The organism is Mesorhizobium sp. URHB0026, assembly GCF_054059755.1.
This window is the reverse complement of record NZ_JBSSCN010000001.1, coordinates 1,008,169-1,033,265: the sequence shown is the minus strand read 5'-3', so window position 1 is coordinate 1,033,265 and position 25,097 is coordinate 1,008,169. Positions and strand designations below refer to the sequence as shown.

Annotated in this window: 28 protein-coding genes; 17 read left to right on the top strand and 11 right to left on the bottom strand. The window is 62.8% G+C overall.

Annotated elements, in window-relative coordinates; translation table 11 throughout:
• Positions 1 to 278 precede the first annotated feature (278 nt).
• From pstS to phoB, 6 genes are all read left to right on the top strand, one after another.
• Complete coding sequence (gene pstS / locus ACVWWD_RS05185; protein ID WP_023774100.1) at positions 279 to 1,334, top strand: phosphate ABC transporter substrate-binding protein PstS; 1,056 nt, start codon at positions 279 to 281, stop codon at positions 1,332 to 1,334.
• A gap of 66 nt (positions 1,335 to 1,400) precedes the next feature.
• The gene (pstC, locus tag ACVWWD_RS05180) at positions 1,401 to 2,384 is read left to right on the top strand and encodes a phosphate ABC transporter permease subunit PstC (protein WP_023794962.1); all 984 of its coding nucleotides are present in this window, start codon (positions 1,401 to 1,403) and stop codon (positions 2,382 to 2,384) included.
• Between the two features lie 3 nt (positions 2,385 to 2,387).
• Positions 2,388 to 3,239, top strand: coding sequence for a phosphate ABC transporter permease PstA (pstA, locus tag ACVWWD_RS05175; protein ID WP_023774102.1), 852 nt, complete (start codon positions 2,388 to 2,390; stop codon positions 3,237 to 3,239).
• Positions 3,236 to 4,039, top strand: coding sequence for a phosphate ABC transporter ATP-binding protein PstB (gene pstB, locus ACVWWD_RS05170; protein WP_015315386.1), 804 nt, complete (start codon positions 3,236 to 3,238; stop codon positions 4,037 to 4,039). Before pstA ends, pstB begins: the two co-directional genes overlap by 4 nt.
• A 25-nt stretch (positions 4,040 to 4,064) precedes the next feature.
• A complete protein-coding gene (gene phoU, locus ACVWWD_RS05165) occupies positions 4,065 to 4,772 on the top strand; it encodes a phosphate signaling complex protein PhoU (RefSeq protein ID WP_023774103.1) in 708 nt (235 codons plus the stop codon).
• A 19-nt stretch (positions 4,773 to 4,791) separates the two neighbouring features.
• Positions 4,792 to 5,481: a phosphate regulon transcriptional regulator PhoB gene (phoB, locus tag ACVWWD_RS05160; RefSeq protein ID WP_010911896.1), complete on the top strand. Its 690-nt coding sequence runs from the start codon at positions 4,792 to 4,794 to the stop codon at positions 5,479 to 5,481.
• A gap of 2 nt (positions 5,482 to 5,483) precedes the next feature.
• Here phoB and ACVWWD_RS05155 read toward each other — a convergent pair whose 3' ends face one another.
• A complete protein-coding gene (locus ACVWWD_RS05155) occupies positions 5,484 to 6,719 on the bottom strand; it encodes an ROK family protein (protein WP_023774104.1) in 1,236 nt (411 codons plus the stop codon).
• 265 nt (positions 6,720 to 6,984) lie between these two features.
• On the opposite strand from ACVWWD_RS05155, the gene xylF reads away from it, so the two are divergent.
• The 4 genes from xylF (at position 6,985) to ACVWWD_RS05135 (ending at position 12,106) form a co-directional block, all read left to right on the top strand.
• The gene (xylF, locus tag ACVWWD_RS05150; RefSeq protein WP_023774105.1) at positions 6,985 to 8,025 is read left to right on the top strand and encodes a D-xylose ABC transporter substrate-binding protein; all 1,041 of its coding nucleotides are present in this window, start codon (positions 6,985 to 6,987) and stop codon (positions 8,023 to 8,025) included.
• 132 nt (positions 8,026 to 8,157) lie between these two features.
• Positions 8,158 to 9,510 (top strand): sugar ABC transporter permease, encoded by a 1,353-nt coding sequence (locus ACVWWD_RS05145; RefSeq protein ID WP_352550668.1) that lies wholly within the window; start codon positions 8,158 to 8,160, stop codon positions 9,508 to 9,510.
• Between the two features lie 10 nt (positions 9,511 to 9,520).
• The gene (locus ACVWWD_RS05140; RefSeq protein WP_352550666.1) at positions 9,521 to 10,345 is read left to right on the top strand and encodes an ATP-binding cassette domain-containing protein; all 825 of its coding nucleotides are present in this window, start codon (positions 9,521 to 9,523) and stop codon (positions 10,343 to 10,345) included.
• Positions 10,346 to 10,483: 138 nt separating this feature from the next.
• Positions 10,484 to 12,106 carry a CHASE domain-containing protein gene (locus tag ACVWWD_RS05135; RefSeq protein WP_352550664.1) on the top strand — a complete coding sequence of 541 codons (1,623 nt, stop codon included), beginning with the start codon at positions 10,484 to 10,486 and terminating at the stop codon, positions 12,104 to 12,106.
• A gap of 91 nt (positions 12,107 to 12,197) precedes the next feature.
• Here the strand turns inward: ACVWWD_RS05135 and ACVWWD_RS05130 are convergent, their stop codons facing one another.
• The 6 genes from ACVWWD_RS05130 to ACVWWD_RS05105 form a co-directional block, all read right to left on the bottom strand.
• The gene (locus ACVWWD_RS05130) at positions 12,198 to 12,443 is read right to left on the bottom strand and encodes a YMGG-like glycine zipper-containing protein (RefSeq protein WP_015315393.1); all 246 of its coding nucleotides are present in this window, start codon (positions 12,441 to 12,443) and stop codon (positions 12,198 to 12,200) included.
• Positions 12,444 to 12,524: 81 nt separating this feature from the next.
• A complete protein-coding gene (locus ACVWWD_RS05125; protein WP_352550662.1) occupies positions 12,525 to 12,851 on the bottom strand; it encodes a hypothetical protein in 327 nt (108 codons plus the stop codon).
• A 176-nt stretch (positions 12,852 to 13,027) separates the two neighbouring features.
• Positions 13,028 to 13,201, bottom strand: coding sequence for a hypothetical protein (locus ACVWWD_RS05120; RefSeq protein WP_352550660.1), 174 nt, complete (start codon positions 13,199 to 13,201; stop codon positions 13,028 to 13,030).
• A 132-nt stretch (positions 13,202 to 13,333) separates the two neighbouring features.
• Positions 13,334 to 14,368: a sensor histidine kinase gene (locus ACVWWD_RS05115; protein WP_352550658.1), complete on the bottom strand. Its 1,035-nt coding sequence runs from the start codon at positions 14,366 to 14,368 to the stop codon at positions 13,334 to 13,336.
• Positions 14,369 to 14,554: 186 nt separating this feature from the next.
• Positions 14,555 to 14,719: a DUF1328 domain-containing protein gene (locus tag ACVWWD_RS05110; RefSeq protein WP_010911886.1), complete on the bottom strand. Its 165-nt coding sequence runs from the start codon at positions 14,717 to 14,719 to the stop codon at positions 14,555 to 14,557.
• A gap of 204 nt (positions 14,720 to 14,923) precedes the next feature.
• Positions 14,924 to 15,718 (bottom strand): response regulator, encoded by a 795-nt coding sequence (locus ACVWWD_RS05105; RefSeq protein WP_015315397.1) that lies wholly within the window; start codon positions 15,716 to 15,718, stop codon positions 14,924 to 14,926.
• Between the two features lie 216 nt (positions 15,719 to 15,934).
• Here ACVWWD_RS05105 and ACVWWD_RS05100 point away from each other — a divergent pair, with 216 nt between their 5' ends.
• Complete coding sequence (locus ACVWWD_RS05100; RefSeq protein WP_023774112.1) at positions 15,935 to 16,138, top strand: NepR family anti-sigma factor; 204 nt, start codon at positions 15,935 to 15,937, stop codon at positions 16,136 to 16,138.
• A gap of 3 nt (positions 16,139 to 16,141) precedes the next feature.
• The gene (locus ACVWWD_RS05095) at positions 16,142 to 16,693 is read left to right on the top strand and encodes an RNA polymerase sigma factor (protein WP_010911883.1); all 552 of its coding nucleotides are present in this window, start codon (positions 16,142 to 16,144) and stop codon (positions 16,691 to 16,693) included.
• A gap of 43 nt (positions 16,694 to 16,736) precedes the next feature.
• Here the strand turns inward: ACVWWD_RS05095 and ACVWWD_RS05090 are convergent, their stop codons facing one another.
• On the bottom strand, positions 16,737 to 17,186 hold the full coding sequence (locus tag ACVWWD_RS05090) for a response regulator (RefSeq protein ID WP_435053041.1): 450 nt from the start codon (positions 17,184 to 17,186) through the stop codon (positions 16,737 to 16,739).
• A gap of 72 nt (positions 17,187 to 17,258) precedes the next feature.
• Here ACVWWD_RS05090 and ACVWWD_RS05085 point away from each other — a divergent pair, with 72 nt between their 5' ends.
• The 3 genes from ACVWWD_RS05085 (at position 17,259) to ACVWWD_RS05075 (ending at position 18,955) form a co-directional block, all read left to right on the top strand.
• On the top strand, positions 17,259 to 18,020 hold the full coding sequence (locus ACVWWD_RS05085; protein WP_023774114.1) for a Crp/Fnr family transcriptional regulator: 762 nt from the start codon (positions 17,259 to 17,261) through the stop codon (positions 18,018 to 18,020).
• Positions 18,021 to 18,141: 121 nt separating this feature from the next.
• Entirely contained in the window at positions 18,142 to 18,468 is a 327-nt protein-coding gene (locus tag ACVWWD_RS05080; protein ID WP_023774115.1) for a DUF883 family protein, read from the top strand.
• Between the two features lie 10 nt (positions 18,469 to 18,478).
• Positions 18,479 to 18,955 (top strand): hypothetical protein, encoded by a 477-nt coding sequence (locus tag ACVWWD_RS05075; RefSeq protein WP_023774116.1) that lies wholly within the window; start codon positions 18,479 to 18,481, stop codon positions 18,953 to 18,955.
• Between the two features lie 23 nt (positions 18,956 to 18,978).
• On the opposite strand, the gene ACVWWD_RS05070 is transcribed toward ACVWWD_RS05075, so the two are convergent.
• Positions 18,979 to 20,511 carry a sensor histidine kinase gene (locus ACVWWD_RS05070; protein ID WP_457102940.1) on the bottom strand — a complete coding sequence of 511 codons (1,533 nt, stop codon included), beginning with the start codon at positions 20,509 to 20,511 and terminating at the stop codon, positions 18,979 to 18,981.
• Positions 20,512 to 20,656: 145 nt separating this feature from the next.
• On the opposite strand from ACVWWD_RS05070, the gene ACVWWD_RS05065 reads away from it, so the two are divergent.
• A complete protein-coding gene (locus tag ACVWWD_RS05065) occupies positions 20,657 to 20,857 on the top strand; it encodes a hypothetical protein (protein ID WP_023774118.1) in 201 nt (66 codons plus the stop codon).
• Between the two features lie 29 nt (positions 20,858 to 20,886).
• Here ACVWWD_RS05065 and ACVWWD_RS05060 read toward each other — a convergent pair whose 3' ends face one another.
• The gene (locus tag ACVWWD_RS05060) at positions 20,887 to 21,807 is read right to left on the bottom strand and encodes a diacylglycerol/lipid kinase family protein (RefSeq protein WP_023774119.1); all 921 of its coding nucleotides are present in this window, start codon (positions 21,805 to 21,807) and stop codon (positions 20,887 to 20,889) included.
• Positions 21,808 to 22,092: 285 nt separating this feature from the next.
• Between ACVWWD_RS05060 and ACVWWD_RS05055 the strand changes: the two genes are divergently transcribed.
• Complete coding sequence (locus ACVWWD_RS05055; protein ID WP_457102939.1) at positions 22,093 to 23,412, top strand: PRC-barrel domain-containing protein; 1,320 nt, start codon at positions 22,093 to 22,095, stop codon at positions 23,410 to 23,412.
• A gap of 85 nt (positions 23,413 to 23,497) precedes the next feature.
• On the opposite strand, the gene ACVWWD_RS05050 is transcribed toward ACVWWD_RS05055, so the two are convergent.
• Entirely contained in the window at positions 23,498 to 25,048 is a 1,551-nt protein-coding gene (locus ACVWWD_RS05050) for an alkaline phosphatase family protein (RefSeq protein WP_457102938.1), read from the bottom strand.
• Positions 25,049 to 25,097: the final 49 nt, after the last annotated feature.

The window sequence follows — 25,097 nt, the reverse complement described above, 5'->3', positions numbered from 1 at the left end:
GCGAGCAACGCGCTCCCGTCCGGATTTTCTTCATTTGGGAAGAGCCTGGTCGAGTACGGGGTGATTCCAGCCGTCGGTCGGCTCAAGCCCCTGATTCCGGCGGTAAACTCGGACCGCGCCGCGAGCGCCCGAGATCAGCGTCTTTCGCGTTGCCGGCAACGCGTTACCTGGCTGACATGAAACTGTCATGCGACTGTTATAATCGAAGGCTATTGGCCTCAGCGGGCGCCGGCTAGAAGTGGCGCCGAGAGACCATCTTCCGAACAGGAGCAGGCCACATGAGACATTTCATCCGCTCGGCGGCCGTTGCGATTGCAATGGCTGCGGCGTCCACCCTCACCCTTTCCGCAGCAATGGCAGCTGACCTTTCCGGCGCCGGCTCGACCTTCATCTATCCGGTGTTCGCCAAATGGGCCGACACCTACAAGAAGGATACCGGCATCGGCCTCAACTATCAGTCGATCGGCTCGGGCGGCGGCATCAAGCAGGTCATCGCCAAGACCGTGACCTTCGGCGCCACCGACAAGCCGATGTCCGACGCTGATCTGCAAAAGAACGGCCTCGTGCAGTTCCCGATGGTGATGGGCGGTATCGTGCCGATCGTCAACCTCACGGGCATCAAGCCGGGCGAACTCGTCCTCGACGGGAAGACGATTGCCCAAATCTATCTCGGCGCCATCACCACCTGGGATGACGCCGCGATCAAGGCGCTGAACCCCTCGCTCACCCTGCCGTCGACCGCTATCGCCGTCGTGCATCGTTCGGACGGCTCGGGCACGACGTTCAACTTCACCAACTACCTGGTGAAACTGTCACCCGACTGGAAGGACAAGGTTGGTTCGGACACGGCCGTCGAATGGCCGACCGGCGTCGGCGCCAAGGGCAGCGAAGGCGTTGCCAACACCGTCAAGCAGACCGACGGCGGCATCGGCTACGTCGAATATGCCTATGCCAAGCAGAACAATCTCTCCTACTCCAAGATGCTGAACGCCGCCGGCAAGGTCGTCGAGCCGTCGCTCGAATCCTTCGGCGCGGCTGCTTCGAACGCCGACTTCAAGGGCGCCAAGAACTTCAACGTCATCATCACCAACGAGCCCGGCGACGCCAGCTGGCCGATCGCTGCCTCGACCTGGGTGCTGATCCACAAGGCCCCGGACGATGCCGCGGCCACCGGCGAAGCGCTCAAGTTCTTCGCCTGGGCCTACAAGGACGGCAAGGAAACCGCCAAGGCGCTCGACTACGTGTCGATCCCCGACAGCGTCGTCGACCTGATCAAGGCTTCGTGGAAGGCCGACATCCAGGCCGACGGCAAGCCCGTCTACGCCGGCGAGTAACATCTCTCTGGAGGAGCGCCGCCCCGCGGCGCTCCTTTTCAATCAACACAAAGAGCCGAGCTTGACATGAGCGCTGCCCAGGAAGCCTTGCCAGCCGTTCGAGGTTCACGTGACGCCACCGTCAGACGGTTCGCGTTGACCGATTCGATCTTCCATGGGCTGACCCGCGCCGCCGCCATTCTCGTGTTGGTGCTGCTCGGCGGCGTCGCCATCTCATTGTTCGCCGGTTCCTGGCAGGCCCTGTCGACCTTCGGCTTCTCCTTTCTGACCACCGAGAGCTGGAACCCCGTCACCGAGAAATTCGGCGCCCTGGCGCCCATTTATGGCACCATCGTAACCTCGGCCATCGCCATCCTGATCGCCGTGCCGCTCGGCATCGGCATCGCCATTTTTCTCACCGAGCTTTGCCCGCGTCCGCTCCGGCGCCCGATCGGCATGGCGGTGGAACTGCTCGCCGGCATCCCTTCGATCATCTACGGCATCTGGGGCCTGTTCGTGTTGGCACCGTTCCTGCAGACGACAGTGCAACCATTCATCATCAGCGTGTTCCATGGCATTCCCGGCCTTAGCAGTCTGTTTGCCGGCCCGCCCTACGGCATCGGCCTGCTGACCTCGTCGCTGATCCTCGCCATCATGGTGCTGCCCTTCATCACCTCGATCACCAAGGACGTGTTCGACACGGTGCCGCCGGTGCTGAAGGAGTCCGCCTACGGCATTGGCTGCACGACCTGGGAAGTGACGCGCCGCGTCGTCATCCCCTACACCCGCATCGGCATCATGGGCGGCGTCATGCTCGGCCTCGGCCGCGCGCTTGGCGAAACCATGGCGGTAACCTTCGTCATCGGAAACGCGCATCGCATCTCTACCTCGCTGTTCGCGCCGGCAACGACAATCTCCGCGACCATCGCCAATGAATTCACCGAAGCCGTCGGCGATCTCTACACGTCGTCGCTGGTGGCGCTCGGCCTGATCCTGTTCGTCATCACCTTCCTCATCCTTGCCATCGCACGCTACATGCTGATGCGCATCGACGCCCGCACCGGAGCCTGACCGATGTCGACAGCCTCGTCGCTTCACAGCCGCCGCAAGACCAGAAACTCGGTGATGATGACGCTGTGCGTCGTCGCCGCGGGCATCGGGCTTGCCTGGCTGGCACTGATCCTCGGCGCACTGGTCTACAAAGGCGCCGCCGGGCTGTCCCTTGACGTCTTCACGCGGATGACGCCGCCCCCCGGCGATGCGGGCGGCCTGCTCAACGCCATCTATGGCAGCGTGGTGATGACCGTCATCGCCGTCATCGTCGGCACGCCGATCGGTGTCCTCGCCGGCACCTACATGGCCGAATATGGCCGTTTCTCCAAGCTCACCACCGTGGTGCGGTTCATCAACGACATCCTGCTGTCGGCGCCGTCGATCATCATCGGCCTTTTCGTCTACGAATTGATGGTGCGGCCGATGGGGCATTTCTCGGCCATCGCCGGCGCCGTCGCGCTGGCTATCCTGGTCATCCCCGTGGTCGTGCGCACCACCGAGGACATGCTCAACCTGGTGCCGAACGCCTTGCGCGAAGCCGGCACCGCGATCGGCGCGCCGCGCTGGGTGGTCATCAAGTCGGTCGCTTACCGCGCGGCACTGTCCGGCATCGTCACCGGCATATTGCTGTCGATCGCCCGCATCTCCGGCGAGACCGCGCCACTTCTTTTCACGGCGCTGAACAACCAGTTCTGGTCGAGCAACCTCAACGCGCCGATGGCCAGCCTGCCGGTCACCATCTTCCAGTTCGCTCTCAGCCCCTACGAAGAATGGCAGCAACTGGCCTGGACCGGCGCACTCATAATCACATTGACGGTTCTCGCGCTCAGCATCTTCGCGCGCAGCCTGACCGGACGCAGAGAGGACAAATGAGCCAGATGTTGTCTCCAGACATGACGATTGCCGCCGAGGCAGCCGCCAAGGCGAAGATCGAGGTCAAGAACCTCAATTTCTACTACGGCCAGTCGAAGGCGCTGAAGGACATCACCTTGTCGCTGCCCGAGCGCAGCGTGACTGCCTTCATCGGACCGTCGGGTTGCGGAAAGTCGACGCTGCTGCGCGTCTTCAACCGCATCTACGAGCTCTACCCCAAGCAGACCGCCGAGGGTCAGGTGCTGCTCGACGGCCAGAACGTTCTCGACCGCTCGCAGGACCTCAACCTGTTGCGCACCAAGATCGGCATGGTGTTCCAGAAGCCGACGCCGTTCCCGATGTCGATCTATGAGAACATCGCCTTCGGCGTCCGGCTCTATGAGAAGATCGGCAAGGCCGAAATGGACGGCCGTGTCGAGCAGGCGTTGAAACGCGCCGCGCTCTGGAACGAGGTCAAGGACAAGCTCAATGCCAGCGGCCTCAGCCTGTCCGGCGGCCAGCAGCAGCGGCTTTGCATCGCCCGCACGGTGGCGGTGAAGCCGGAGGTCATCCTGCTCGATGAGCCGGCGTCGGCGCTCGACCCATTGTCGACCGCGAAGATCGAGGAATTGATCGACGAGTTGCAAGCCGACTACACAATCGTCATCGTCACCCACAACATGCAGCAGGCCGCGCGCGTCTCGAAGCAGACGGCTTTCATGTATCTGGGCGAGCTGGTCGAATTCGACAAGACCGAGAAGATCTTCACGTCGCCTCGCGAGAAGCGCACGCAGGACTATATCACCGGCCGCTTCGGCTGATCTCACGCATACGAGGACCAGGATCATGGCCGAACACACAGTCGCAGCCTTCGACGAGGATCTCGGACAGATCAGCAGGCTGATCAGCGACATGGGCGATCTCGCCGGCATCATGGTCGGCGGCGCCACCAAGGCGCTGCTGAATTCCGACAACGCGCTGGCACAGCGCGTCGTCTCCGACGACGCCATTATGGACGCGCGCCAGCGCGAACTCGATGATCGCGCCATCACCCTGATCGCCAAGCGCCAGCCGATGGCCGACGATCTGCGTCATGTGGTCGGCTCGATCCGCATGGCGGGCGATCTCGAACGCATCGGCGACCTTGCCAAGAACATCGCCAAGCGCGTCGGCTCCGTCGGCCTCACCGCCACGCCGCGCGACCTGTCGCATTCCATAGACTCCATGGCGCAGCTGGTGCTGATCCAGGTGCAGGGCGTGGTCGAGGAATATGCGGCCGGCGATGCCGCCGCCCTCGCCAAGCTCAGGAATGACGACGAACGCATCGATGTCAAATACACTTCGGTCTTCCGCGAACTCCTGACCTACATGATGGAGGATCCCCGCAACATCACGGCTTGCACGCATCTTTTGTTCTGCGCCAAGAATCTCGAACGCATCGGCGACCATGTGACCAACATTGCCGAGAATGCGTATTATGTGCTGACCGGCACGCAACTGCCCGCCAACCGTCCGAAGCAGGACGAGACGGCGATGTCGGTGCCGGCGGCTTGACGGCAGGGATGATCAATCGATGATCGCGCCACGCATCATGGTGGTGGAGGACGAGGAGCCGCTGGGCGTGCTCCTCCGCTACAATCTGGAGTCCGAGGGTTACCAGGTCGAGGTGGTGACACGCGGCGACGAAGCCGAGATCCGCCTCCAGGAAAACGTGCCCGACCTCCTGGTGCTCGACTGGATGGTGCCGGCGGTTTCCGGCATCGAACTCTGTCGGCGCCTGCGTATGCGGCCCGAGACGGAGCGGTTGCCGATCATCATGCTGACGGCGCGCGGCGAGGAGAGCGACCGCGTGCGCGGCCTCTCGACCGGCGCCGACGACTATCTGGTCAAGCCGTTCTCGACGCCGGAATTCATGGCCCGGGTCAAGGCACTGCTGCGCCGCGCCAAGCCGGAAGTGTTGTCCAGCGTGCTCAAGGTCGGCGACATCGTGCTCGACCGCGAATCGCACCGGGTCTATCGCAAGAAGAGCGAGATCCGGCTCGGACCGACCGAGTTCCGCCTGCTCGAGTTCATGATGCGCCATCCCGGCCGCGTATTCTCGCGCAGCCAGTTGCTCGACAATGTCTGGGGCGAGACGATCTACATCGACGAGCGCACCGTGGATGTGCATGTCGGCCGCCTGCGCAAGGCGGTAAACAATGGCCGCATGCCCGATGTGATACGCACCATCCGTGGCGCAGGCTACGCGATCCGCGAGGATTGAGATCAGGCCACGTTCTTGCCGGATCTCACCTGCACGCCCGGCGCGAAGATCTCCTGGTCGACGAAGGTGAGCGCGCGCATGGCGCAGCCCTCGCGGATCAGCGGCAATTCGTTCGGCTCTGTATCGAAGGAAATCGACGTCGAATGCTGGCCGCCGGCGGTCTGGGCGATGGCCTCGCGCAAGGCCGGCTCGATCAGATCGAAGGCGGCGGCGCTGACGCCGACCATCGCAACGGGCGCCGGATCGATCAGCGCGAACAGGCTGCCAAGCCCATAGCCCAGCGCCTCCCCGGCCTTGCGATAGGCCTCGCGTTCCGGTCCGTCTCTTTCGCGCGCCGTGGCCGCCAATGCACGCATGTCGGCGTCGCTGACGTCGACCGGTTTGGCGTCCTCACCCATCTGTCCTGCATTGCGCCAGATGGCATAGTTGCCGGCATAGGCCTCGACGCAGCCGCGCCGCCCGCAGCGGCAGAGCGCGCCGCCCGGGCGATGGATCATGTGGCCGAACTCGCCGCCCGAGGAATGGGTGCCTGTGAACAGCTCGCCCTTCAGCACCAGGCCCATGCCGATGCCGTGCGAGAGCAGGATGGCGATGAAGTCGTCGCGGTAGCGCTCGGGGTCGCGCCAGCGCAGCGCCACCGCCATCATGTTGCAGTCGTTCTCCATGGTGGCGGGGATGCCGAATTCGGCTTCGAGTATATCGGCGAAGGCAATGTCCGTCTGGGGCGTGATCGGCGACCACAGCATGGCGCGCGCCTCGGTGTCGGTGATGCCCTGGATCGCCAGCGCGATGCGGGCGATGCTGGCGACGTCGAGGTCGGGATCCTCGAGGCGGCGCCGGACGATGGCCACGCATTCGCCGATCAGCGCCTCGCGCGACATGGTCAGCGTGTCCAGCCGGCGCTGCTCCTCCGATATCACCTGGCCGGCGTAGTCGATGACGGCGACGGAGAGGAAATTCAGCGACAGCACCACGGTCATGACCGCCGCGGCCTCGGGGTTGAGGCCAAGGCCAACCTGCGGCCGGCCGCGTTTCAGTGAGCCGGCCTCGTTCGGCTTGCCTTCGCTCAGGATACCTTCGCCGATCAGGTCGGCTGATATCGCCGATATAGTCGAGTGGCTGAGGGCGGTGGTGGCGGCGATCTCGGTGCGCGAGGGCTGGCCACCCCGGCGCACGGCTCCAATCACCATTGCTCGATTGCGCCGGCGCAGATCGTCGTGGCGGATTCCGACCGACATGATTTCCCTCCCCGTCGCCGCGGTTCTTGACGCCCCCCCGAACACCCTCCGGCAACAGGTCGAATACTGGCAGAAGCGGCTGGGGCTGTCATTTATTTATTGCGAGGCTCGAAAAAAGGCTTCCGGCACCTCAAAATCCGTCAGAATCGATGTTGACAGGGTTCCGGCGATGGACGAATATTTTTTCGAGGCTCGAAAAAATAGGGCCTTCGTGCCGGCCTTGGGGCCAGTTTGGTCGCGCCACACGCGGCGCAGGGAGGATATCATGAAGAGATTCACAGTCGCCATTCTGGCGGGTGTCGCCATGTCGCTGACGCTCGCGTCGGTCGCTCAGGGGAAGGACAAAGTGATCGGCGTGTCGTGGTCGAACTTCCAGGAAGAGCGCTGGAAGACCGACGAGGCGGCCATGAAGAAGGCCATCGAGGCCGCAGGCGACAAGTACATTTCCGCCGATGCGCAGTCCAATCCCGGCAAGCAGCTGACCGATGTCGAGAGCCTGATTTCGCAGGGCGCCAGTTCACTGATCATCCTGGCGCAGGACGCGTCGGCCATCGGCCCGGCGGTACAGAAAGCGCTCGACGAGGGCATTCCGGTCGTCGGCTATGACCGCCTGATCGAGAACAAGGACGTCTTCTACCTAACCTTCGACAACAAGGAAGTCGGCCGCATGCAGGCCCGCGAAGTGTTCAAGGCGAAGCCTGAGGGCAATTACGTCTTCATCAAGGGCTCGGGCGCCGATCCGAATGCCGACTTCCTGTTCTCGGGCTCGATGGAAGTGCTGAAGGCAGCCATGGACAGCGGCAAGATCAAGAATGTCGGCGAAGCCTATACGGACGGCTGGCTACCCGCCAACGCCCAGAAGAACATGGAACAGTTCCTCACCGCCAACGACAACAAGGTCGACGCCGTGGTCGCCGCCAATGACGGCACCGCCGGCGGCGTGGTCGCGGCGCTGACGGCACAGGGGCTCGCCGGCACCGTGCCGGTCTCTGGCCAGGACGGCGACCACGCCGCGCTCAACCGCATCGCGCTCGGCACCCAGACCGTGTCGGTGTGGAAGGACGCGCGCGAACTCGGCAAGAACGCCGCCGAGATCGCCTCGCAACTCGCCGACGGCAAGAAGATGACCGACATCGCCGGCGTGAAGGACTTCACGACGCCTGGCGGCAACACCGTCAAGTCGCTGTTCCTGACCCCGGTGGCCATCACCAAGGACAATCTCAACCTCGTCATCGACGCCGGCTGGATCAAGAAGGACGAAGTCTGCACGGGTGTCGCCGCCGGCAGCGTCGCGGCCTGCAACTAAGCTTGATCGCCTGAAAAGTCGGAAGCGCCGCGGCTCATGAGTCGCGGCGTTTTCTCAACGAGATTTGTGTTTCGCTAACTTCTGGGCTCTGGTCCGGCTCCGCGTCAGACGGCAAGCCGCTGGGAGGACATCATGACCGACACGACCTCAACCTCGCGGGCCGATACGGCGCGTGCGTCGGAACTCGGCGCGGTCGCCCGGTTCCTCAAGGCGACCGAGATCGATACCCGTATGCTTGGCATGATCGGCGCGCTGCTGTTGATCTGGGTCGCGCTGCATGTGATTTCGAGCCTGCGTCTTGGCGTCGATCCGCTCGATTTCGACAGCCGCACGTTCCTCACGCCACGCAATCTGTGGAACCTGTCGGTGCAGACGTCCGCGGTCGCCATCATGGCCTGCGGCATGGTCCTGGTCATCGTCATGCGCAACATCGATCTGTCCGTCGGTTCCGCCGAGGGCCTGATCGGCATGGTCATGGGCTTTGCCCAGGTGCATTTCCTGGTTCGCTTCGTGGGACTTGAACTCGGCAACCCATGGATCTGGGTCCTGGCACTGGTCATCGGTCTGGCGCTCGGGCTTTTGATCGGCGCGTTCCAGGGCTTCGTCATCGCCTATCTGGAAGTGCCGGCCTTCATCGTCACACTGGGTGGCCTGCTGGTCTGGCGCGGGGCAGCCTGGTGGGTCACGTCAGGCCAGACGGTGGCACCGCTCGACGCCACTTTCCAGTTGATGGGCGGCGGACCGACCGGATCGATCGGTGCCACCTGGAGCTGGGTCGTGGGCATCGTCGCCTGCCTGGCCGTCGTGTTCGCGCTGTTCAACGGGCGGGTTCAGCGCAAGCGCTTCCGCTTCCCCCTGCGGCCGATCTGGGCCGAGACGCTGCACGGCGTCGTCACCTGCGCCGTCATCATGGGCGCGGTCTGGCTGGCCAACTCCTATCCATGGCCCATCGGGATCGTGAACCGGTACGCGGCCGCCAACAACATCTCCGTGCCGGAGGGTGGGCTGTTCATCGCCCACGGCATCGCCATACCGGTGCTGATGGCGGTCGCCGTCGGTCTGGTCATGACCTTCATCACCAACCGCACCCGTTTCGGCCGCTATGTCTTTGCCATTGGCGGCAATCCGGAAGCGGCCAATCTCGCCGGCATCAACACGCGCTGGATCACCATGAAGGTGTTCATGATCATGGGCGTGCTGGCCACGATCGCCGCCGCCATTTCGTCGGCCCGGCAGAACTCGTCGACCAATGTGCTGGGAACATTGGATGAGCTGCTCGTCATTGCCGCGGCCGTCATCGGTGGCACCTCGCTTGCCGGCGGATCGGGAACCATCATCGGTGCCATGCTCGGTGCATTGCTGATGCAGTCGCTGCAGTCGGGCATGGTGCTGCTCGGCGTCGACTCGCCGTTGCAGAGCATCGTCGTCGGCGCCGTGCTGGTCATCGCCGTCTGGCTCGACACCGTCTATCGCAAGCGGGTTTAGGGGTACGACCATGGCTGACAAAACCGCTCCCGTAACGGCCCTCACAACTTCGCCTACTGGCACGCCGCTGGTCGACATGCGCAACATCTCGATCGCCTTCGGCGGCATCCGTGCCGTCGACGACGCCTCGATCGATCTTTTCCCCGGGGAGGTCGTGGCGCTGCTCGGCCATAACGGCGCCGGCAAGTCGACGCTGATCAAGATCCTGTCCGGCGCTTACAAGCGCGATGCGGGGCAGATCTTCGTCAATGGCGAGGAGGCAGCGATCTCCAACCCGCGCGACGCGAAGAAATACGGCATCGAGACAATCTACCAGACGCTGGCGCTGGCCGACAACGTCGATGCCGCCGCCAACCTGTTCCTCGGCCGCGAGCTGATGACCGCCTGGGGCACGCTCGACGACGTTGCCATGGAGGCCGAGGCGCGCAAGGTGATGGGGCGGCTCAATCCCCGCTTCCAGCGTTTCAAGGAGCCGGTGATCAAGCTGTCGGGCGGTCAGCGGCAGTCGGTGGCGATCGCACGCGCGATCCTGTTCAACGCCCGTATCCTGATCATGGACGAGCCGACGGCGGCACTCGGCCCCCAGGAAACGGCACAGGTCGGCGAATTGGTCAGGCAGCTCAAATCCGACGGTATCGGCATCTTCCTGATCAGCCACGACATCCACGACGTGTTCGAGCTGGCCGACCGTGTCTGCGTGATGAAGAACGGCCAGGTGGTCGGCACCGCCCGCACGACTGACGTCACGCAGGACGAGGTGCTTGGGATGATCATCCTGGGCAAATGCCCTCCAGGTGCTATTCCGGGGCCGGGTGCGCTGAGGATCGCCGCCTGAGGCCGGCCAGGCCGTCTCGGGCAACGCCGTTGCCGCTCACGTGATATGCCAGTGATGACGATGGTTTGGCCTGACCATTGTGTTGGCCCGGCGACTTCCCCATAAAAGGTCTGTTTTGCTCATGGACCGCATCATCCGTTGAAGAAGCTTTTTCCAATCGTCGCCTTCATTGCCGTTGCACTGATCAGCATGACCATGGCGGGGTTCGCTTATTTCGCGACCCAGGAAGCCGCCCGCATCAAGTTCGAAGGGGCGGCCGATGACGCCCTCAACCGGATCGAGAGCCGTATCGACCTGCACCTGTCGCTGCTGCGCTCGACCCAGGCCCTGTTCGACGCGCGCAATGGGGATATTTCCCAAAACGAGTTCAAGGCATTCTTCAAGGCGCTGGATGTCGACAACAATTTCGCCGGCCTGCGAGGCATCGGCTTCCTGCGGCTGGTCAGGACGGGCGACGAGGCTGCGGTGGAACGCGACATCCTCCACGATTTCGGCGCCAGTCATCCGGTCTATCCGGAAACGACGCAGGCCTGGCGCGCGCCGATCGCGCTTTTCGAGCCGCTCGATCCGTCCAACCAGACCATCATCGGGTACGACACGTTCAGCGAGCCGGTGCGGCGTGCGGCGATCGAAAAAGCCATGGCCGACGACCAGCAGCATGCGAGCGGGCTGGTGCAACTCGGCCAGGGCACGGGCGTGGCGCAGACGTTCACGGGCTTCCTGGTTTATGTGCGGCTCAACGTCGAGACGGCACCGGAGGTCATCAACGCATCGCGGTCCTCGACCGCCGGCTTTCTCTATGCGGCCTTTCGGGCCCGGGACCTGTTCCAGATCGCGCTCAGCCGTGCGCCGCTACTGCCAGTCAACACCGAGATCTATGATGGAGCGGTGAACGGCGACAATCTGTTGTTCCGCTCGGAGACGCCACCGGCTTCGTCCTTGGGAGACCGGCTGCTGGTCACCCGCAAGATGACCGTGGCGGGACGCCCTTGGACCGTATTGTTCAGGCCAACCAGCGCCTTCTCGCAGCCCTCTTCGCGCGCCATCCCCGTAATGCTGGGGCTGTTCGGCCTGCTCCTGGCAGGCGCCATCGCGCTGGTGGCGCGCTATCAGGAGCGAGCCTATGACGCAGTGTCGGCCTTGCACGAGACGATGGAAAAAAGCCTGCTCGAAAAGGACCTGATGCTGCAGGAGATGAAGCATCGCATCAAGAACTCCATCACCAGGGTGCTGGCGATCGCGCGGCAGACGGCTTCGCGGGCAACCGACGTCAATGAGTTTTCCGCTTCCTTCTCGGCCAGACTGCAGGCGATGGCCGCCTCGCAGGACATGTTGACGCGCTCGCGCTGGCAGAAAGCCGACCTTGCCGATCTGCTGCGCATCGAGCTTGGCCAGGTGTTCGGCAAGGAACTGCCGGACGGGCTCCTGTCAGGCCCGGAGGTGCTGCTCGATGAAACCACGACGCAGGCGCTTGGCCTGACCTTTCATGAACTCGCCACCAATGCGCTGAAATATGGCGAAGCCGGCAATTTCGTTGGCGCTCTCAAGGTGAACTGGTCGCTGGAAGGGCGCGGGCGCGAGCGGACGTTGGCGCTGAACTGGCGGGAGGCGGGGAAGAAGAGGGTAGAGGCGCCGTCGCGGACGGGATTCGGCACCAAGCTGATCGATCTCAATGTCACGCGCGAGTTGCGCGGCACGATTAGACGCGATTTTCGGGCCGATGGCCTCAAGGTGGAAATCAAAATTCCACTGGCCGGCTGAAACCCACCCGTCAGCGGGCCTAGCGGCAGACTCCCAGCCACGAAAATCCGGAGGCCGTTGAGCCTCCGGATTTTGTCTTGTTATCGCTGAATTAGTTACAGCGTGCCGTGTAGATCCGGCCGCGATGGTCGCGATACTGGCAGTAGCCGTTGCGCAGGTTGCGAACCAGCAGGCCGGAGCCGGCACCGACGGCCGCGCCGATCAGGGCACCCTTGCCGCCGCCGACCAACCCACCCACACCCGCGCCGATCAAGCCGCCGCCGACGACGTCCTGCTCGGTCGAGGTACAGCCGCTGACGGCGACCACCGCAACCATGGCAATAAGTATTTTCCGCATAGAGTCACTCCTCACTTGTGTCCACACTTTGGTAAGCTCCAACAGCCATTTAGCACGAAATGACGGCCTTTGCTGCTGCATTTATTGTTGGCTAAGGTAGTCCTTTTCTGGGCGGATCGTGTTCGATGCCATGACGAAGTTGGATATGGCCAACGAAGCGTCAAGACTACCATCTGGCCGCACCTTCCAGACAATCTGATCGTAGTCATCCTCCAAGGCGGGATCGACCGCGAGGCATTCGGCGACGACATGCTGCGCCTGCCCCTGCACGTCGCCCAGTGCGAAAGGGCGCTCAGCGGTGCATTCGTCAGCAGTCGCAAAAACACTGACAGGGACCTGCAATTCCTGACATTCGGCCATCGTGTTCGAGCAACCGATCACCAGTAACAACGCGGCTATGTGTTCCATGACGAATGTTCCTCTGGCCGCATTAACGGCCGGCATCGTCAAAAAGTTCCTGTCATTCCAACAGCGTTACGCGAATAGTTAGCAGAAAGCCGCGGCTCCTCACGGTTGGAGGTGCTGCGGTTTTGACCCGCCCGGCGACTTCGACTGGCGCGAACAGTGAGGAGGGCTGATTTTAATCAGGTCAAGTGCCAGAAAACGGCCAGCACCATGATCGCGGCCGCGGCAAGAACGATCCCTTTCATCAATCCCCTACCTGCAGGGAGTGCCTCCACGGAGGGTTCGGAATCAAGAAATTCACCCATCGAAATGCGGGCGGCTTGTTCCAATCTGTTGATATCGGCAACCGTCAAGACATTCCTCCCGTACCGTGCTTCAAGCCTGCCAACAATCTCCGAAGGCAGGGCAGGTTCCGACGGCATCTGGCAAAAACAGAGTCCCATTTATGGTGAACAGCCGGTTAAGGATCGTTGTTTGCCACGCTCTCACTGCGTCTCGAAATTGCTGTGCGGCACGACAAGGCGATATTCGAGGTGACCCTCGCCGATATCCAGGTTCGCGGTTCCGTTCAGGGATGCCGGCACCACCCGCTCCAACGCGACGCTGCCGAATCGCCGTTGACCGCCGCCACCGCGATTGGCTTCTATGGTTTCGGCCCATGTCAGCGACAGGGCAACCTCCCCCGTGGCAGCAGCGTCGAGTTTAGCGGTGACCTCGACGAAGCCACCCGGCCGGGACAGGGCGCCGTAACTCACCGAGTTGACGGCGAGCTCATGCATCGCCAGCCCGATATGCAGCGCGGCGTTGGGATTGAGGTAAGGATTGGCGCCGCGAAAACGGAGGCTGTGCGACGGGTTCGCGCCATAGCGGCCGACCTGGCCCGCCACCAGTTCATGAAGGGCTGCCCCTCGCCAATTGGAGGATGTCACCAGATCCTGGGAGGAGGCCAGCGACTGCAGCCGGCCGCGGAAGCGCGTCAGGAAGTCGCCGATGCCGTCGGAATAGCGACCGGTCTGGGTCGCGATGCTCTGGATGATCGCCAGGAGGTTCTTCGAGCGATGGCTGACTTCCCGCAGCAGCGTCGTCAGCGTCTGTTCGCGCCGCTTTTGCTCGGTCGTCTCGACCATGGTGGTGACGACGCCCTGGACATCGCCATCGTCGCCTCGGTCGGCGTCGACCCAAATCTGAAACCAGCGAACCCCATTCTCGACCGGGACACTGATTTCAAGGCGCTGGGGATTGCCGGTCGCAATCACATCGCGCTTGGCGGCGCCGATGCGGTCGGTCTGCGCCGTCGGCAAAATGCCGTTGCCATCGACATCGTCGGAGGCCCAAGGGGCGCGCATGTTGCGGGCCCATACGGTCTTCATCTCGCGATCCTGATAGAGGACGGAAATGCCGGCATTGTGGAGCGCGTGGAGAAGAGCCCGGCCAAGCTGCATGCCGCTCTCGGCGGGATGCATGGCGATCGCTTCATCGCCCCGTGCGCCTTCCTCTCTATTTGAAGTCCTCGAGCGCATCGGTCAACCTGTCCACCCAACTCAGACTGAACCGCTCACCTGCCACATCGGTTCCAAATGAATCTGGATAACCACCCCTCCTAAAGCGGTCCGCCGGACGGTGTCCATTAAAGGACACCGCCCGGCGGTGGCTGGAAACCGTTTGAGGGGTGCGGCTTCCAGTGTTCCTCTATTCAGCCGCCAGGCTCACGCCCGTCTGAAAAGGCCAGCCAAAAGCGAAATGACCAGGAATGCGAGGAAGATGAAGAACAGAATTTGCGCGATACCGGCGGATGTGCCGGCGATGCCGCCGAAACCAAGCGCGCCGGCAATAATCGCCACGACGAGAAATACGAGCGCCCAGTAAAGCATGGTTCATCTCCTTCCTATGATACGGTAAAAACGTGGGTAAATGCGGTTTGTTCCACCATTCGCCGAAAAAGGCGATGCTTGCAAACCGTTCCGCTAGCGTGGGCTGGAAATTCGCCGGCGGCCGATCCGGCTTGTCAAGAAGGCCACCGAATGCATCGCACCCAGTGGCCTGTTATGTCCTTGTCCGGCTCGCGAGGCCGCGACTTATGCAGCGGCCTTGGCCTGCCGGTCGAAGAACAGCGCCTGGCTGATCAGCGCCTTCACCATGTCGGGATTGAACGGCTTGGTCACGAGGAAGGCAGGTTCGGGACGCTCTCCGGTCAGCAGACGCTCGGGAAAAGCGGTGATGAAGATTACCGGCACCGATGTCGATGACAGGATTTCGTTCACCGCCTCGATGCCCGAGCTGCCGTCGGCGAGCTGGATATCGGCGAGCACCATCTTCGGACGGGTCTTGCCGAACATCGTCACCGCTTCGGCATGGGTACGCGCCGTGCCCACGACCCGATGGCCGAGGCTCTCGACCATCTCCTCTATATCCATGGCAATGAGCGGCTCATCCTCGATGATCAGCACGTCGGTCGCCACCTGACGGGAAATCTCGTTGCTTGCCTGGGCAAGCAGCTCGGAGAATTGCTGGTCGCCGACATCGAGGATCTCGGCCGCCTCGTCCTCGCTGAAACCTTCGACGGCAACCAGCAGGAAGGCCTGGCGGGGAAGCGGCGCGATCGCATTGAGATTGGCGGCCGCGCGCTGTTCCCAGCCCGCCTGCGTCTGCTCTTGCGGAACGCGGATGGCAACCGATGTGAAGAGCTTGGCGAAAACCTTGTATAGAGCGATCCGGTCACTCGACGCCTCCGGGAAGATGTCGACATCGGCAATGATAGCCTCCAGCATCGCGGCGACCAGCGCGTCGCCGCTCTCTTGCGACCCGGATACGGCACGCGAAAAGCGCCGCAGGAATGGCAGATGCGGAGCGATGGTGGCGGACAAGCTCATAATAGACGTCTCCCTCAGATGACGCATTGGACGGATTCGGGCTATGCCGATTGCAAGCCCCGTGGAAGACAACGCCGCTTTTCTGAAAAAGTTCCGCCGGTATGGAACGAATCAGCGGCAATGGCGTTTCAACGTCGGGATGGGCAACCAGACGAGGGTGCCGCTTGCCTTGTGTTGTGTTGTGAGCGGCTTGAGTTCTGGGAATATAAGGGCGAAATGAAGGATATGACCAAAGATATTCTGGCTGGCGTCACGGGCAGGCGCCGGAACGGTGCCGGCGACCCGTTGGGGCCGAACTCCGAAATCGGACGCAAACTCAAACAATATTACGACGAGCTGGTCTCTGACAATGTGCCGGATCGCTTCGCCCAGTTGCTCAGCCAACTGGAACAGGCTGAACCCGCACAGAAGAAGGACTAGGACATGGCAGCGGTGTCCCAAGGCTTCAAGACCGATCTGCTTGGGGCAATCCCGAGCTTGCGGGCCTTTGCCGTGTCGCTGACGCAGAATGCCGACAAGGCCGACGACCTCGTTCAGGAAACGTTGGTCAAGGCCTGGGACAAGCATGAAAGCTTCCAGCCCGGCACCAACCTCAAGGCATGGCTTTTCACGATCCTGCGCAATGAGTTCTATTCGCAAATGCGCAAGCGCGGCCGCGAGGTGCAGGACAGCGACGGCATCATGACGGCCCGGCTTGCAGTGCACCCGGCCCAGCACGGCCAACTCGACCTCAAGGATTTTCGCGGTGCGCTCGAGCAATTGCCGGAGGACCAGCGCGAAGCCATCATCCTCATCGGCGCATCGGGCTTCTCGTACGAGGAGGCCGCCGAAATCTGCGGTTGCGCGGTCGGAACGATCAAAAGCCGCGTCAGCAGGGCTCGCACGCGCCTGCAGGAAATCCTGAAAATCTCAGGTGAGGACGAGTATGGCCCCGACGCGATCTCGGCTCAGGTCACGGGGACGGCCGCGCATTGAAATGAGGGCCGAATAACGGCGCCTCGGACGTGTCGCGTCAGTCTCAGCCAGGGGAGCCGCGACCATAGGCCAGGGCCAAGGCTTCGACGAGGTCTTCGCCCGAATAGGGCTTGGTGACCAGCCTCACCCCCGGGAAGGACGCCTTGATCTCATCCGCATCGGAGTAACCGGACGCAAACACGAACGGGACGCCGGTCTCACGAAGGCCCGCGGCAAATTCAAGCGTCGAGGCGCCACCCAGCATCAGGTCGACAATGGCCGCGTCGAAATCCTTCGCGACCTTCCGGCCGTCGACCTCGGCCAAATCGCGGGCAACCACCACCTCGCCTGCACCGTGGTCACGGCAGAGTTGCTCGACATCCATGGCGATGAGGAATTCATCCTCCAGGACAAGAATGCGCAATCCATCAAGTAATTGGGGCACAGGCAATTGCTCCTTGAAACGCCGGGAGTCATGATCGTAATTTGGTGTGTTGTCATTTAAAAAAGACATCCGCCGACAGGCCGATCTCGGCAACGCGCAAAAACAGACCTGCTCACGGCAGGCATTCGCAAGAGGGTCGAAATGCCAAGCCAGACCGGGCGCTCTTCCTCAAGCCGTCAATACCCGTGCGAGCGATGCCCGTTAAGGTCCCTGCCGGTGTTCCGGGAGTTCGAGAAGCCGGAGCTGGCCTTCATCAGCAAGCTCAAGAAGGGAGAACTCGCGGTCGACAAGGGTGCCACGGTCCTCGTGGAAGGAAGCCACAGCGCGCATCTCTACACGGTGCTGTCCGGCTGGGCGTTCCGCTACAAGCTGCTGCAGGACGGCCGCCGGCAGATCCTCAATTACCTCATGCCCGGCGATCTCATCGGTCTGCAAGGTAGCGTCATGGGGGAAATGCAGCATTCCGTCGAGGCGCTGTCGCCAATGCTGCTTTGCGTGTTCGAACGCGACAATCTGCTCGAGATCTACCGCAACCATCCGGGCCTCGCCTACGACATCACCTGGATCGCTTCGCGGGAGGAACGAATGCTGGACGAGAACCTGCTCAGTGTCGGCCGCCGCAGCGCGATCGAACGCGCCGCCTATCTTGTCGCCTTCATCGCCAGCCGTGCCAAGGTCGTGGGCCTGAACGGCACGCAGTCCATCCAGATACCGATCACGCAGCAGCACATCGCCGACACGCTTGGCCTGTCGTTGGTTCACACCAACAAGACGATCCGCAAGCTGATGGACCGCCAGCTGATCGTCTGGCGCGACGGCGGTTGCGGGGTCGTCGATATTGAAGGCCTGAAACAGCTCGCCGGCTGGGAGGGGCTGGCCGAGGGCCGTCGGCCGCTGATCTGACCTGCACCTTGCCGGGGGCGGATCGGGTGCGCGTGACCGGGTTTTCGGGTAGTTTGTCCCGACATCGGAACCTTGAGACGCAAGGCGCGTTTGAAATCGAGCAATCACAAGGAGTTAAGCAATGGCCACCGTCGCAGGGAAGACAGCCAACGAAGCGCGGACGAATCCGGATCTGGAAGCCGACATCAGGCAGTTGAAGGCCGATATCGACAAGCTCACCAAACAATTGGCCAAGACCGGTGAACACGGCTATGGCACAGCGCGGCGCGCGGCGGCCGAAGGCGTCGACCAGTTGCGCGCCCAAGGTGAGGCCGCCTTCGACAGCTTGCGCGGTAACGCCAGGGATATCGAGGCGCAGATGGTGGCAAGCGTGCGCGAAAAGCCGGTGACGTCGCTGGCTATCGCCGCGGGCGTCGGCTTCCTGTTCGCGCTGCTCACGCGTCGCTAGTTCCGCCGAGATGGGACTGCTGGCATCGTTGCTCTCGGGTTTCGCCTCGGGCGAAACCGTGGCCGCCTTACGTCGAGCACGGACTGCGGCCATCGTCTATACGCTTGCCGCGCTGGCGGCGTTCTGTGGCATCGGCTTCCTGATTGGCGCGGCCTATATCTGGACATCGGCCCGCTACGGATCGCTGGCTGCGGCGCTTGGTTTCGGTGTCGGCTTTCTGGTCATCGCGGGCCTCGTTCTTTTGATCCATCGGCTGATGTCGGGCACGCGGATCCGCCGCGAGGCTAGGCGGCGCAAGACCGACATGAAAGCGATCGGCATTACGGCCGCGCTCGCTGTGCTGCCGTCGTTGCTCAAAGGTGGGCTCAAGGGAAAAGGTGGGCTCGGGATTATTGTGGGTCCGGCCGTGGCGCTCGCGGCCTATGCCATCTACCGCGAGAATGTGAAGTCCGACACCAACCACCACCCGGATGCCGGCGAGGGGTAGTCGCGCCAGCGGCCGTGCTCACGTCACCTCGACAGATCTTCCAGCGGCATCGATATTTCGGCGAAGACCCCATCGCGCCGGAATTCGTGGGTTACTTCGCTCGAAATCACCTTGGCCAGACTGCACCGGATGAGGATCGAGCCGAAGCCTTGCCGCTCGGGCGGCGCAACGTCAGGACCGCCGCTTTCGCGCCAGGTGAGCACCAGGCGCCTGTCGCCATTCTTGCCTTGCGCTTTCCAGTCGAGATCAACCTTGCCTGACGCAACCGACAGGGACCCATATTGCAGCGCGTTGCTGGCCAGCTCGTGCAAAATCAGCCCGAGGCCGACGGCCTGGTCGGGCGAGAGCAACAGATCGGCGCCCGAGATTGCCAGCCGCGGCTGGGCGGCGCTGTCGAAAGGTCTGATTTCGACCTGGACGAGTTCGCGGATGCCAATGCCGCGCCACTCGCGGTCGGACAGCAGACCATGGGCGATACCCAGGGCCTGAAGCCGCGCGCTGAAGGCTTCGAGGAATTCGCTCGGCTGGCGGGCATGGCGCACGGTCTGGGTCGCCAGCGCCTGGACCGTCGCCAGCGTGTTCTTGACGCGGTGGTTGAGTTCACGCAGCAAGAGCCGTTGCCGTTCGTCACCGAGCTTGCGTTCCGAAATGTCGTAGTTGACGCCGAAAATCAGCGTCGGCTTGCCCTCGCCATCGCGTTCGATGACACGGCCGCGCGTGGCCACCCATCGCGGTGGATGGAAGCCTTTCACCCGGTATTCGCCAAAATAATCGTCACTGCCGGTCAAGGCATCACGAAAGCTGGTTTCGGTCTGGTAGACGTCGCGTGGATCGATGGCCGTCAGAACGTCGCGGGCCCGCAACCGTGTCGAGCGCGGCAGGTTGAACAATTCCGGCAATCGGACGTCGCAGTCGATTACGTCGGTGCGGACGTCCCAGGCCCAACTTGCCAGCGAAGCTGCATCAAGGGCGATGGCGCGCCGCTTTTCCTCACGCGCGAGCGCGGCTTCGGCGACAGCGCCAGTGCGGGTCGCGTGCTTCAGGGTGAACAGGCTGCCGGCGAGGCCGGCGAGCGTTTTCAACTGGTCGAGCCTGGACCGGGACGGGTGGGCACACGGCTTGCGGTGCATGACGCACAGGGTTCCGATTCGCGCTCCCGCGACAATGATCGGGACGCCCGCATAGAAGCGCACATGATGCTTGCCGGTCACCAAGGGATTGGCGTCAAAACGCTGGTCGGCCCCTGCGTCCGTCACCACCATCGGCTCATCGCCAGCGGCGATGGCGTGCGCACAGAAGGAGATGGCTGTCGCAATCTGTGTTTCTTGCATGCCAGAACAGGATTTGAACCATTGCCGATCGAGATCGACAAGCGTGACCAGCGCGATCGGCGCGCGCATCACAGCGGCGGCAAAGCCGCCGATGCGGTCGAAATCCGAGTCGGGCGCCGTATCCAGCATCTCAAGCCAGTGCAGCACTGCCAGCCGGTGCTCGTCCTGCACGGCGCGCGCAACCTCGGCCGGCAGACCGGCTGCTGTTTCCACCCTGCTATTCAAACCAAGTTCCCGTGCCTTGCCTTGATGTCCTTGCCGTCGCCGACCCGAGACAGCCCTGCACCCGGAACCATCCTTGCGAGGGACCGTTACCCGAGCGTGATTTGCCGATCGCGTCAGCCGACGCGAAACCAGACGAGGACCCGCCATGGCCAGGAACATTCCCGAAAACAAAGCGCGTCAGGGGCGGTGGGGTTGGCATGGGTTCCGAATCCTGATCGCCGGACTGCTCCTGGTGCTCGTCGCCTGGGGCGTCGCCGAGATATACGGCGTGTTGATCAAGGCGCCGAACAGCGACGAGCAACATGTCCCCACGCCGCCGAGCACCAGTCCGGCGCCCTCCGGCTGAAGTCAGCACCTTGATGGCTTCACACCGCATCAGGCGGCCTTCACCTGGGCGACGCTGGCCGGTACCAGCACATTGAGCGCTCCAGGTTTGATTTCGATCGTCGTCTCGCGATCGAGCCTGACCAGTTCGCCGTCCATGACGGCGCGGAACTTCCTGCCGCCGGAATGGATTTTGAGGGTCGCCCTGTCGGCCTGGTGGATTTCGACATGTTCGTTGTCACGCCACTTGCCACGCGCCACGTTGAACAAGAACTTGACCAGTTCGGCGCGTTGCTGAGCTACGGTGACGTAAATGCCGAGCACGCCACCGGCCGGATTGTCGGCATAGGGCAGGTGACCTTCGCCGAAGAGATTGTTGGTCACGCCGAGGCCGGATATGCGGGCAGTCATCTCCGCTTCACCGATGCCGAGCGTGACGTTCATTGCCGGCGGGTTCTTGATCGTTGCCCAGGCTGCCTTCGCGGAAGCGCCGATCTTGCCCAGGCGTGAGCCGAATTCCATGCCCTGGCGCAGTTGCACCATCTTGGCATGCATGCCGATCGAGAACTGATGAACGAAAGGCTGGCCATTGGCCGTAGCCATGTCGACCGCGATGATTTCGCCGTCGGCGAAGGATTTCAGCGCCGCATCGAGCGACTGCGGAATACCAAGGCCCCGCGCAAACAGGTTCATGGTGCCGGCCGGCAATATGGCGAGCGCCTTTTTCCTGCCCATCAGCCTGGCGGCCGCGGCCGAGATGGTGCCGTCACCGCCTCCGGCGAGCACGACGTCGACAGCGTGGCGCGACGCCGCGCTGTCGAGGGTGTCCACAACGTCCTTGCCGCCAACAATGTCGATGCTGAGAGAGTGGCCCGCCGATTCCAGCGTCTGACGCATCCGGTCCGAAAAGGCGGCGAGATCGGTGGTACGCAAGGTGCCGCCGTCCCGGTTCAGCACCGCTGCGAACTTCATGCCCCGCTCCGCTGCTCAGTTCTAACCGGCCGGAGTACCCCAGCCAACGGCTGAAACGCGCCAAATCCGGAATGGTTCCGGCAGGCCGGAATCTCTGGCCAGCCCCAGGTTTTCGGCAACGGGCGGTCAGATCCGCTTCTTGGGATTTGGCTCGGCCACAGCGGATTTGTCGGAACAACAGCATGGTCACGACGTTGTGAACCTGCAGAGATGTCGCGTCCGATCCCCAGTGCGGGGCTCAACCGGGCGCGGCATGTACGAAATCAGGCACGAGGAGAGAGTATCATGATCCGCACCCTTTTAGCGACGACCGCCCTTGCGACAATGGTTGCAACCGGCGCCTTCGCGCAGAGCGCTGCAACCCCAGCCCCCGCGAACCCGCCCGCCGCCCAGGAGCCGGCCGCGACGGCGCCGGTACCGCGCGCTGAAGGCAGCATCGTCACCAACATCCTCGGCGAAACCGTCTACAATGGCACTGGCGACAATGCCGAAAATATCGGCAAGGTCGCCGACGTGGTCTTCGACAAGGACGGCATGGCGAAATCCGTCGTCATAGGCGTCGGCGGTTTCCTTGGCGTGGGAACCAAGAATGTCGCCTTCGACTACGACAAGCTGCAATGGGCCGAGAAGAACGGCGATCGCTGGCTGGTAGCGCAGACGACGAAGGACGAACTGAAGGCGCATCCGGAGTTCGACAGCAAGGCTTACGCCCCAGCCCCGGCCGCAGCGACGAACGCCCAGGCCCCGGCCACGTCGACGACCGCACAGGCGCCGGCCACGTCGACCGACACCGCACAGCAGTCCACTAACGCCGAGCCGGTCAAACCGGCTGATGGCAACCTGGCCACAAACATCATCGGTGAAAATGTCTACAACGGCACCGGCGATGACGCCCAGAAGATCGGCGATGTGAACGACATCGTGCTGACCAAGGAAGGCAAGGCGCAGTCGCTGATTATTGGCGTCGGCGGATTCCTGGGCATGGGCGAGAAGAATGTGGCCTATGATTTCGCCAAGGCGAAGTGGGCACAGAAGAACGGCGACCGCTGGTTGGTGGCGCAGACCACCAAGGAAGAGCTGCAGGCGCAGCCGGATTTCGACCGCAAGGCCTATGATCCGGCGCCCGCAACGACGGCATCCAATGAACCCGCGGCAACCGCCCCGTCCGCCACGACAGCTCCCGCCGCCGCTCCGGCGAACAAGACCGCGGCGGCGCCGGCTGACGCCACGGCTCCTGACCAGACACAGACCGCGGCAATCGACAAGTCCAAGCTTACCGAGATGCCGGTTGGAGAGATCAGGGGCGACGATCTGAAGGGCACGACGGTCTATGGCGCCAACGACGCCAAGGTCGGTGAGATCGGCGATGTGGTGCTGACCCCAGACAAGAAGACCGACGCCGTGATCGTCGATGTCGGCGGCTTCCTTGGCATTGGCGAGAAGGAGGTCGCGGTCGGCATGGACAATTTGAAGTTCATGACCGACAAGGACGGCAAGAAGTACCTTTATACGACCTTCACCAAGGAGCAGCTCGAAAAGCAAGCGGCTTACGATAAAGGCTCCTACGCTCAGAAGCGCGACGAGCAGCGTCTGATCGTCCGGTAGGATACGTCGACAGGTCAGGATACTTCGATAGGCAAGGATATTCGATAGGCAAGGATAAGGGCGGTAGGGGAATCCCCTACCGCCCTTATTGCGACTTGGAATATCCAGCCACTCCGTTTTCCGTCAGTTCCAAGAGGGCAAGCGACTGGTCGAGATGTTCGGCGCGCCAGGCGAGCAGCCTTTCGGCGAATTCCAGTCGGGTGGAACGATGTGCCGGGCTGCCGGCGAGGTTCTTCGATTCGCCAGGGTCGTCCTCCATGTCGAAAAGCAGCGGCGGCAGGCCGCCGCCAAAATGCACGTATTTGAATTTCTTCGTGCGGATGACAGCGAGGTTGCACTGGCGCGAGGTGATGCCGAAGTGTCGTTCGGCTTCACCGTGCGCGATCGAGCGAAAGTCGAACTCCCAGTGCGCGGCGTCGCGCCAAATGGCGGGCGTTCCACCGCTCAGGAAGGGTTTCAGCGAGCATCCGTCAAGGTGCGGTTCGGGAGACACTCCCAGCAGGTCGATGAGCGTAGGCAAAATGTCCACCGCTTCGGTGAAGCGATCGACAGCACTGCCGGCAACCTTGCGGTGGCGTGGATCGCGGATGATCAGCGGGATATGGTAGCTGCCGTCGAAATAGCCGCCCTTGCCCAGCATGAAGTGGTCGCCCATCATTTCGGCATGGTCGGAGGTGAGCACGATGATCGTGTTGTCCCACGCGGCTTCGGTCTTCAGCGCTTGCCACAGGCGGCCGAGCTGCGCGTCCACCTCCGAGATCATGCCGTAATAGATCGCCCGGATGCGGCGGAAATCATCCTCGCTCCAGTCGTGCACCTTGCCCGTGGCGCCGGGGCGGAACTTTGCTCGTTTTTGGCGGTCGAGGTCATAGGCGACGTAGGGGTGGCCCTGAGATTCGGCACGCCAACTTTCCGCGCGGTGAAAAGAGGGGCCGTCCGCGGGATCGTATTGAGTGTTGTACGGTTCCGGTACGATGAAGGGCGGATGCGGGCTGATAAAGGAAAGATGCGCAAACCACGGCGTGGCCTCGTCCTGCTCGCCCAGCCAGCGGATGAACTCGCCGGCAAGGAAGGCCGTCGGCGTCTGGTCGCTGGAGTAGACGGGTGGCGCTTCGGTCACCGCCTCGTCGACCTCGCCCACGGGACGGTGGATGTCAGGACTTCCAGCGCCGGCATCGATGCCCTGCTGCTTTAGCCAGGACAGCCACTGCTTCTGATGTTCGGGCAGGAATTGGCGCACCGTGAAGCCGGGCAGCACACCCTCATAGCTGTGCAACCGTGGATCGGCTGGTGCAAGCTGGCGCGGATCGAGCGACACATCGGTATAGCCGAACAAGGTTGGATCATAGCCGACGCTGCGCGCGGCGAGCGCAATATTGCCGTGGCGGGCGTCGAGCGGCGTGCCGTTGCGGCAGACACGATTGTTCATCTGATAGAGGCCTGTGTAGAGGCAGGCACGGGCGGGTGAGCAAGGCGCCGCGCCGCCGTAATGGCGCTTGAACAGCACACCGTCGGCGGCCAGCGCATCGACATTCGGCGTTTTCAACTGGGGATGACCGGCAGCCGACAGGCAATCGCCGCGCCACTGGTCGCAGGTAATAAGGAGGACATTTGGCCGCCTGCCTTTTCCAGTCACTTGCGCTGCCCCTCTCCAGTACGTTCGAATGCGCACATGGAACCGATTC

Excerpts from the sequence above, each read along its gene's own strand:
- phoB (WP_010911896.1), top strand. The coding sequence starts at position 4,792 with ATGATCGCGCCACGCATCATGGTGGTGGAGGACGAGGAGCCGCTGGGC.
- ACVWWD_RS05125 (WP_352550662.1), bottom strand. The coding sequence starts at position 12,851 with ATGGAACACATAGCCGCGTTGTTACTGGTGATCGGTTGCTCGAACACG.
- ACVWWD_RS05105 (WP_015315397.1), bottom strand. The coding sequence starts at position 15,718 with ATGAGCTTGTCCGCCACCATCGCTCCGCATCTGCCATTCCTGCGGCGC.
- xylF (WP_023774105.1), top strand. The coding sequence starts at position 6,985 with ATGAAGAGATTCACAGTCGCCATTCTGGCGGGTGTCGCCATGTCGCTG.
- ACVWWD_RS05110 (WP_010911886.1), bottom strand. The coding sequence starts at position 14,719 with ATGCTTTACTGGGCGCTCGTATTTCTCGTCGTGGCGATTATTGCCGGC.
- ACVWWD_RS05085 (WP_023774114.1), top strand. The coding sequence starts at position 17,259 with ATGCCAAGCCAGACCGGGCGCTCTTCCTCAAGCCGTCAATACCCGTGC.
- ACVWWD_RS05140 (WP_352550666.1), top strand. The coding sequence starts at position 9,521 with ATGGCTGACAAAACCGCTCCCGTAACGGCCCTCACAACTTCGCCTACT.
- pstB (WP_015315386.1), top strand. The coding sequence starts at position 3,236 with ATGAGCCAGATGTTGTCTCCAGACATGACGATTGCCGCCGAGGCAGCC.
- ACVWWD_RS05080 (WP_023774115.1), top strand. The coding sequence starts at position 18,142 with ATGGCCACCGTCGCAGGGAAGACAGCCAACGAAGCGCGGACGAATCCG.
- ACVWWD_RS05075 (WP_023774116.1), top strand. The coding sequence starts at position 18,479 with ATGGGACTGCTGGCATCGTTGCTCTCGGGTTTCGCCTCGGGCGAAACC.
- phoU (WP_023774103.1), top strand. The coding sequence starts at position 4,065 with ATGGCCGAACACACAGTCGCAGCCTTCGACGAGGATCTCGGACAGATC.
- ACVWWD_RS05095 (WP_010911883.1), top strand. The coding sequence starts at position 16,142 with ATGGCAGCGGTGTCCCAAGGCTTCAAGACCGATCTGCTTGGGGCAATC.
- ACVWWD_RS05100 (WP_023774112.1), top strand. The coding sequence starts at position 15,935 with ATGAAGGATATGACCAAAGATATTCTGGCTGGCGTCACGGGCAGGCGC.
- pstA (WP_023774102.1), top strand. The coding sequence starts at position 2,388 with ATGTCGACAGCCTCGTCGCTTCACAGCCGCCGCAAGACCAGAAACTCG.
- ACVWWD_RS05130 (WP_015315393.1), bottom strand. The coding sequence starts at position 12,443 with ATGCGGAAAATACTTATTGCCATGGTTGCGGTGGTCGCCGTCAGCGGC.
- ACVWWD_RS05155 (WP_023774104.1), bottom strand. The coding sequence starts at position 6,719 with ATGTCGGTCGGAATCCGCCACGACGATCTGCGCCGGCGCAATCGAGCA.
- ACVWWD_RS05060 (WP_023774119.1), bottom strand. The coding sequence starts at position 21,807 with ATGAAGTTCGCAGCGGTGCTGAACCGGGACGGCGGCACCTTGCGTACC.
- ACVWWD_RS05090 (WP_435053041.1), bottom strand. The coding sequence starts at position 17,186 with ATGTCTTTTTTAAATGACAACACACCAAATTACGATCATGACTCCCGG.
- ACVWWD_RS05145 (WP_352550668.1), top strand. The coding sequence starts at position 8,158 with ATGACCGACACGACCTCAACCTCGCGGGCCGATACGGCGCGTGCGTCG.
- ACVWWD_RS05065 (WP_023774118.1), top strand. The coding sequence starts at position 20,657 with ATGGCCAGGAACATTCCCGAAAACAAAGCGCGTCAGGGGCGGTGGGGT.
- pstC (WP_023794962.1), top strand. The coding sequence starts at position 1,401 with ATGAGCGCTGCCCAGGAAGCCTTGCCAGCCGTTCGAGGTTCACGTGAC.
- ACVWWD_RS05055 (WP_457102939.1), top strand. The coding sequence starts at position 22,093 with ATGATCCGCACCCTTTTAGCGACGACCGCCCTTGCGACAATGGTTGCA.
- pstS (WP_023774100.1), top strand. The coding sequence starts at position 279 with ATGAGACATTTCATCCGCTCGGCGGCCGTTGCGATTGCAATGGCTGCG.
- ACVWWD_RS05115 (WP_352550658.1), bottom strand. The coding sequence starts at position 14,368 with ATGCGCTCGAGGACTTCAAATAGAGAGGAAGGCGCACGGGGCGATGAA.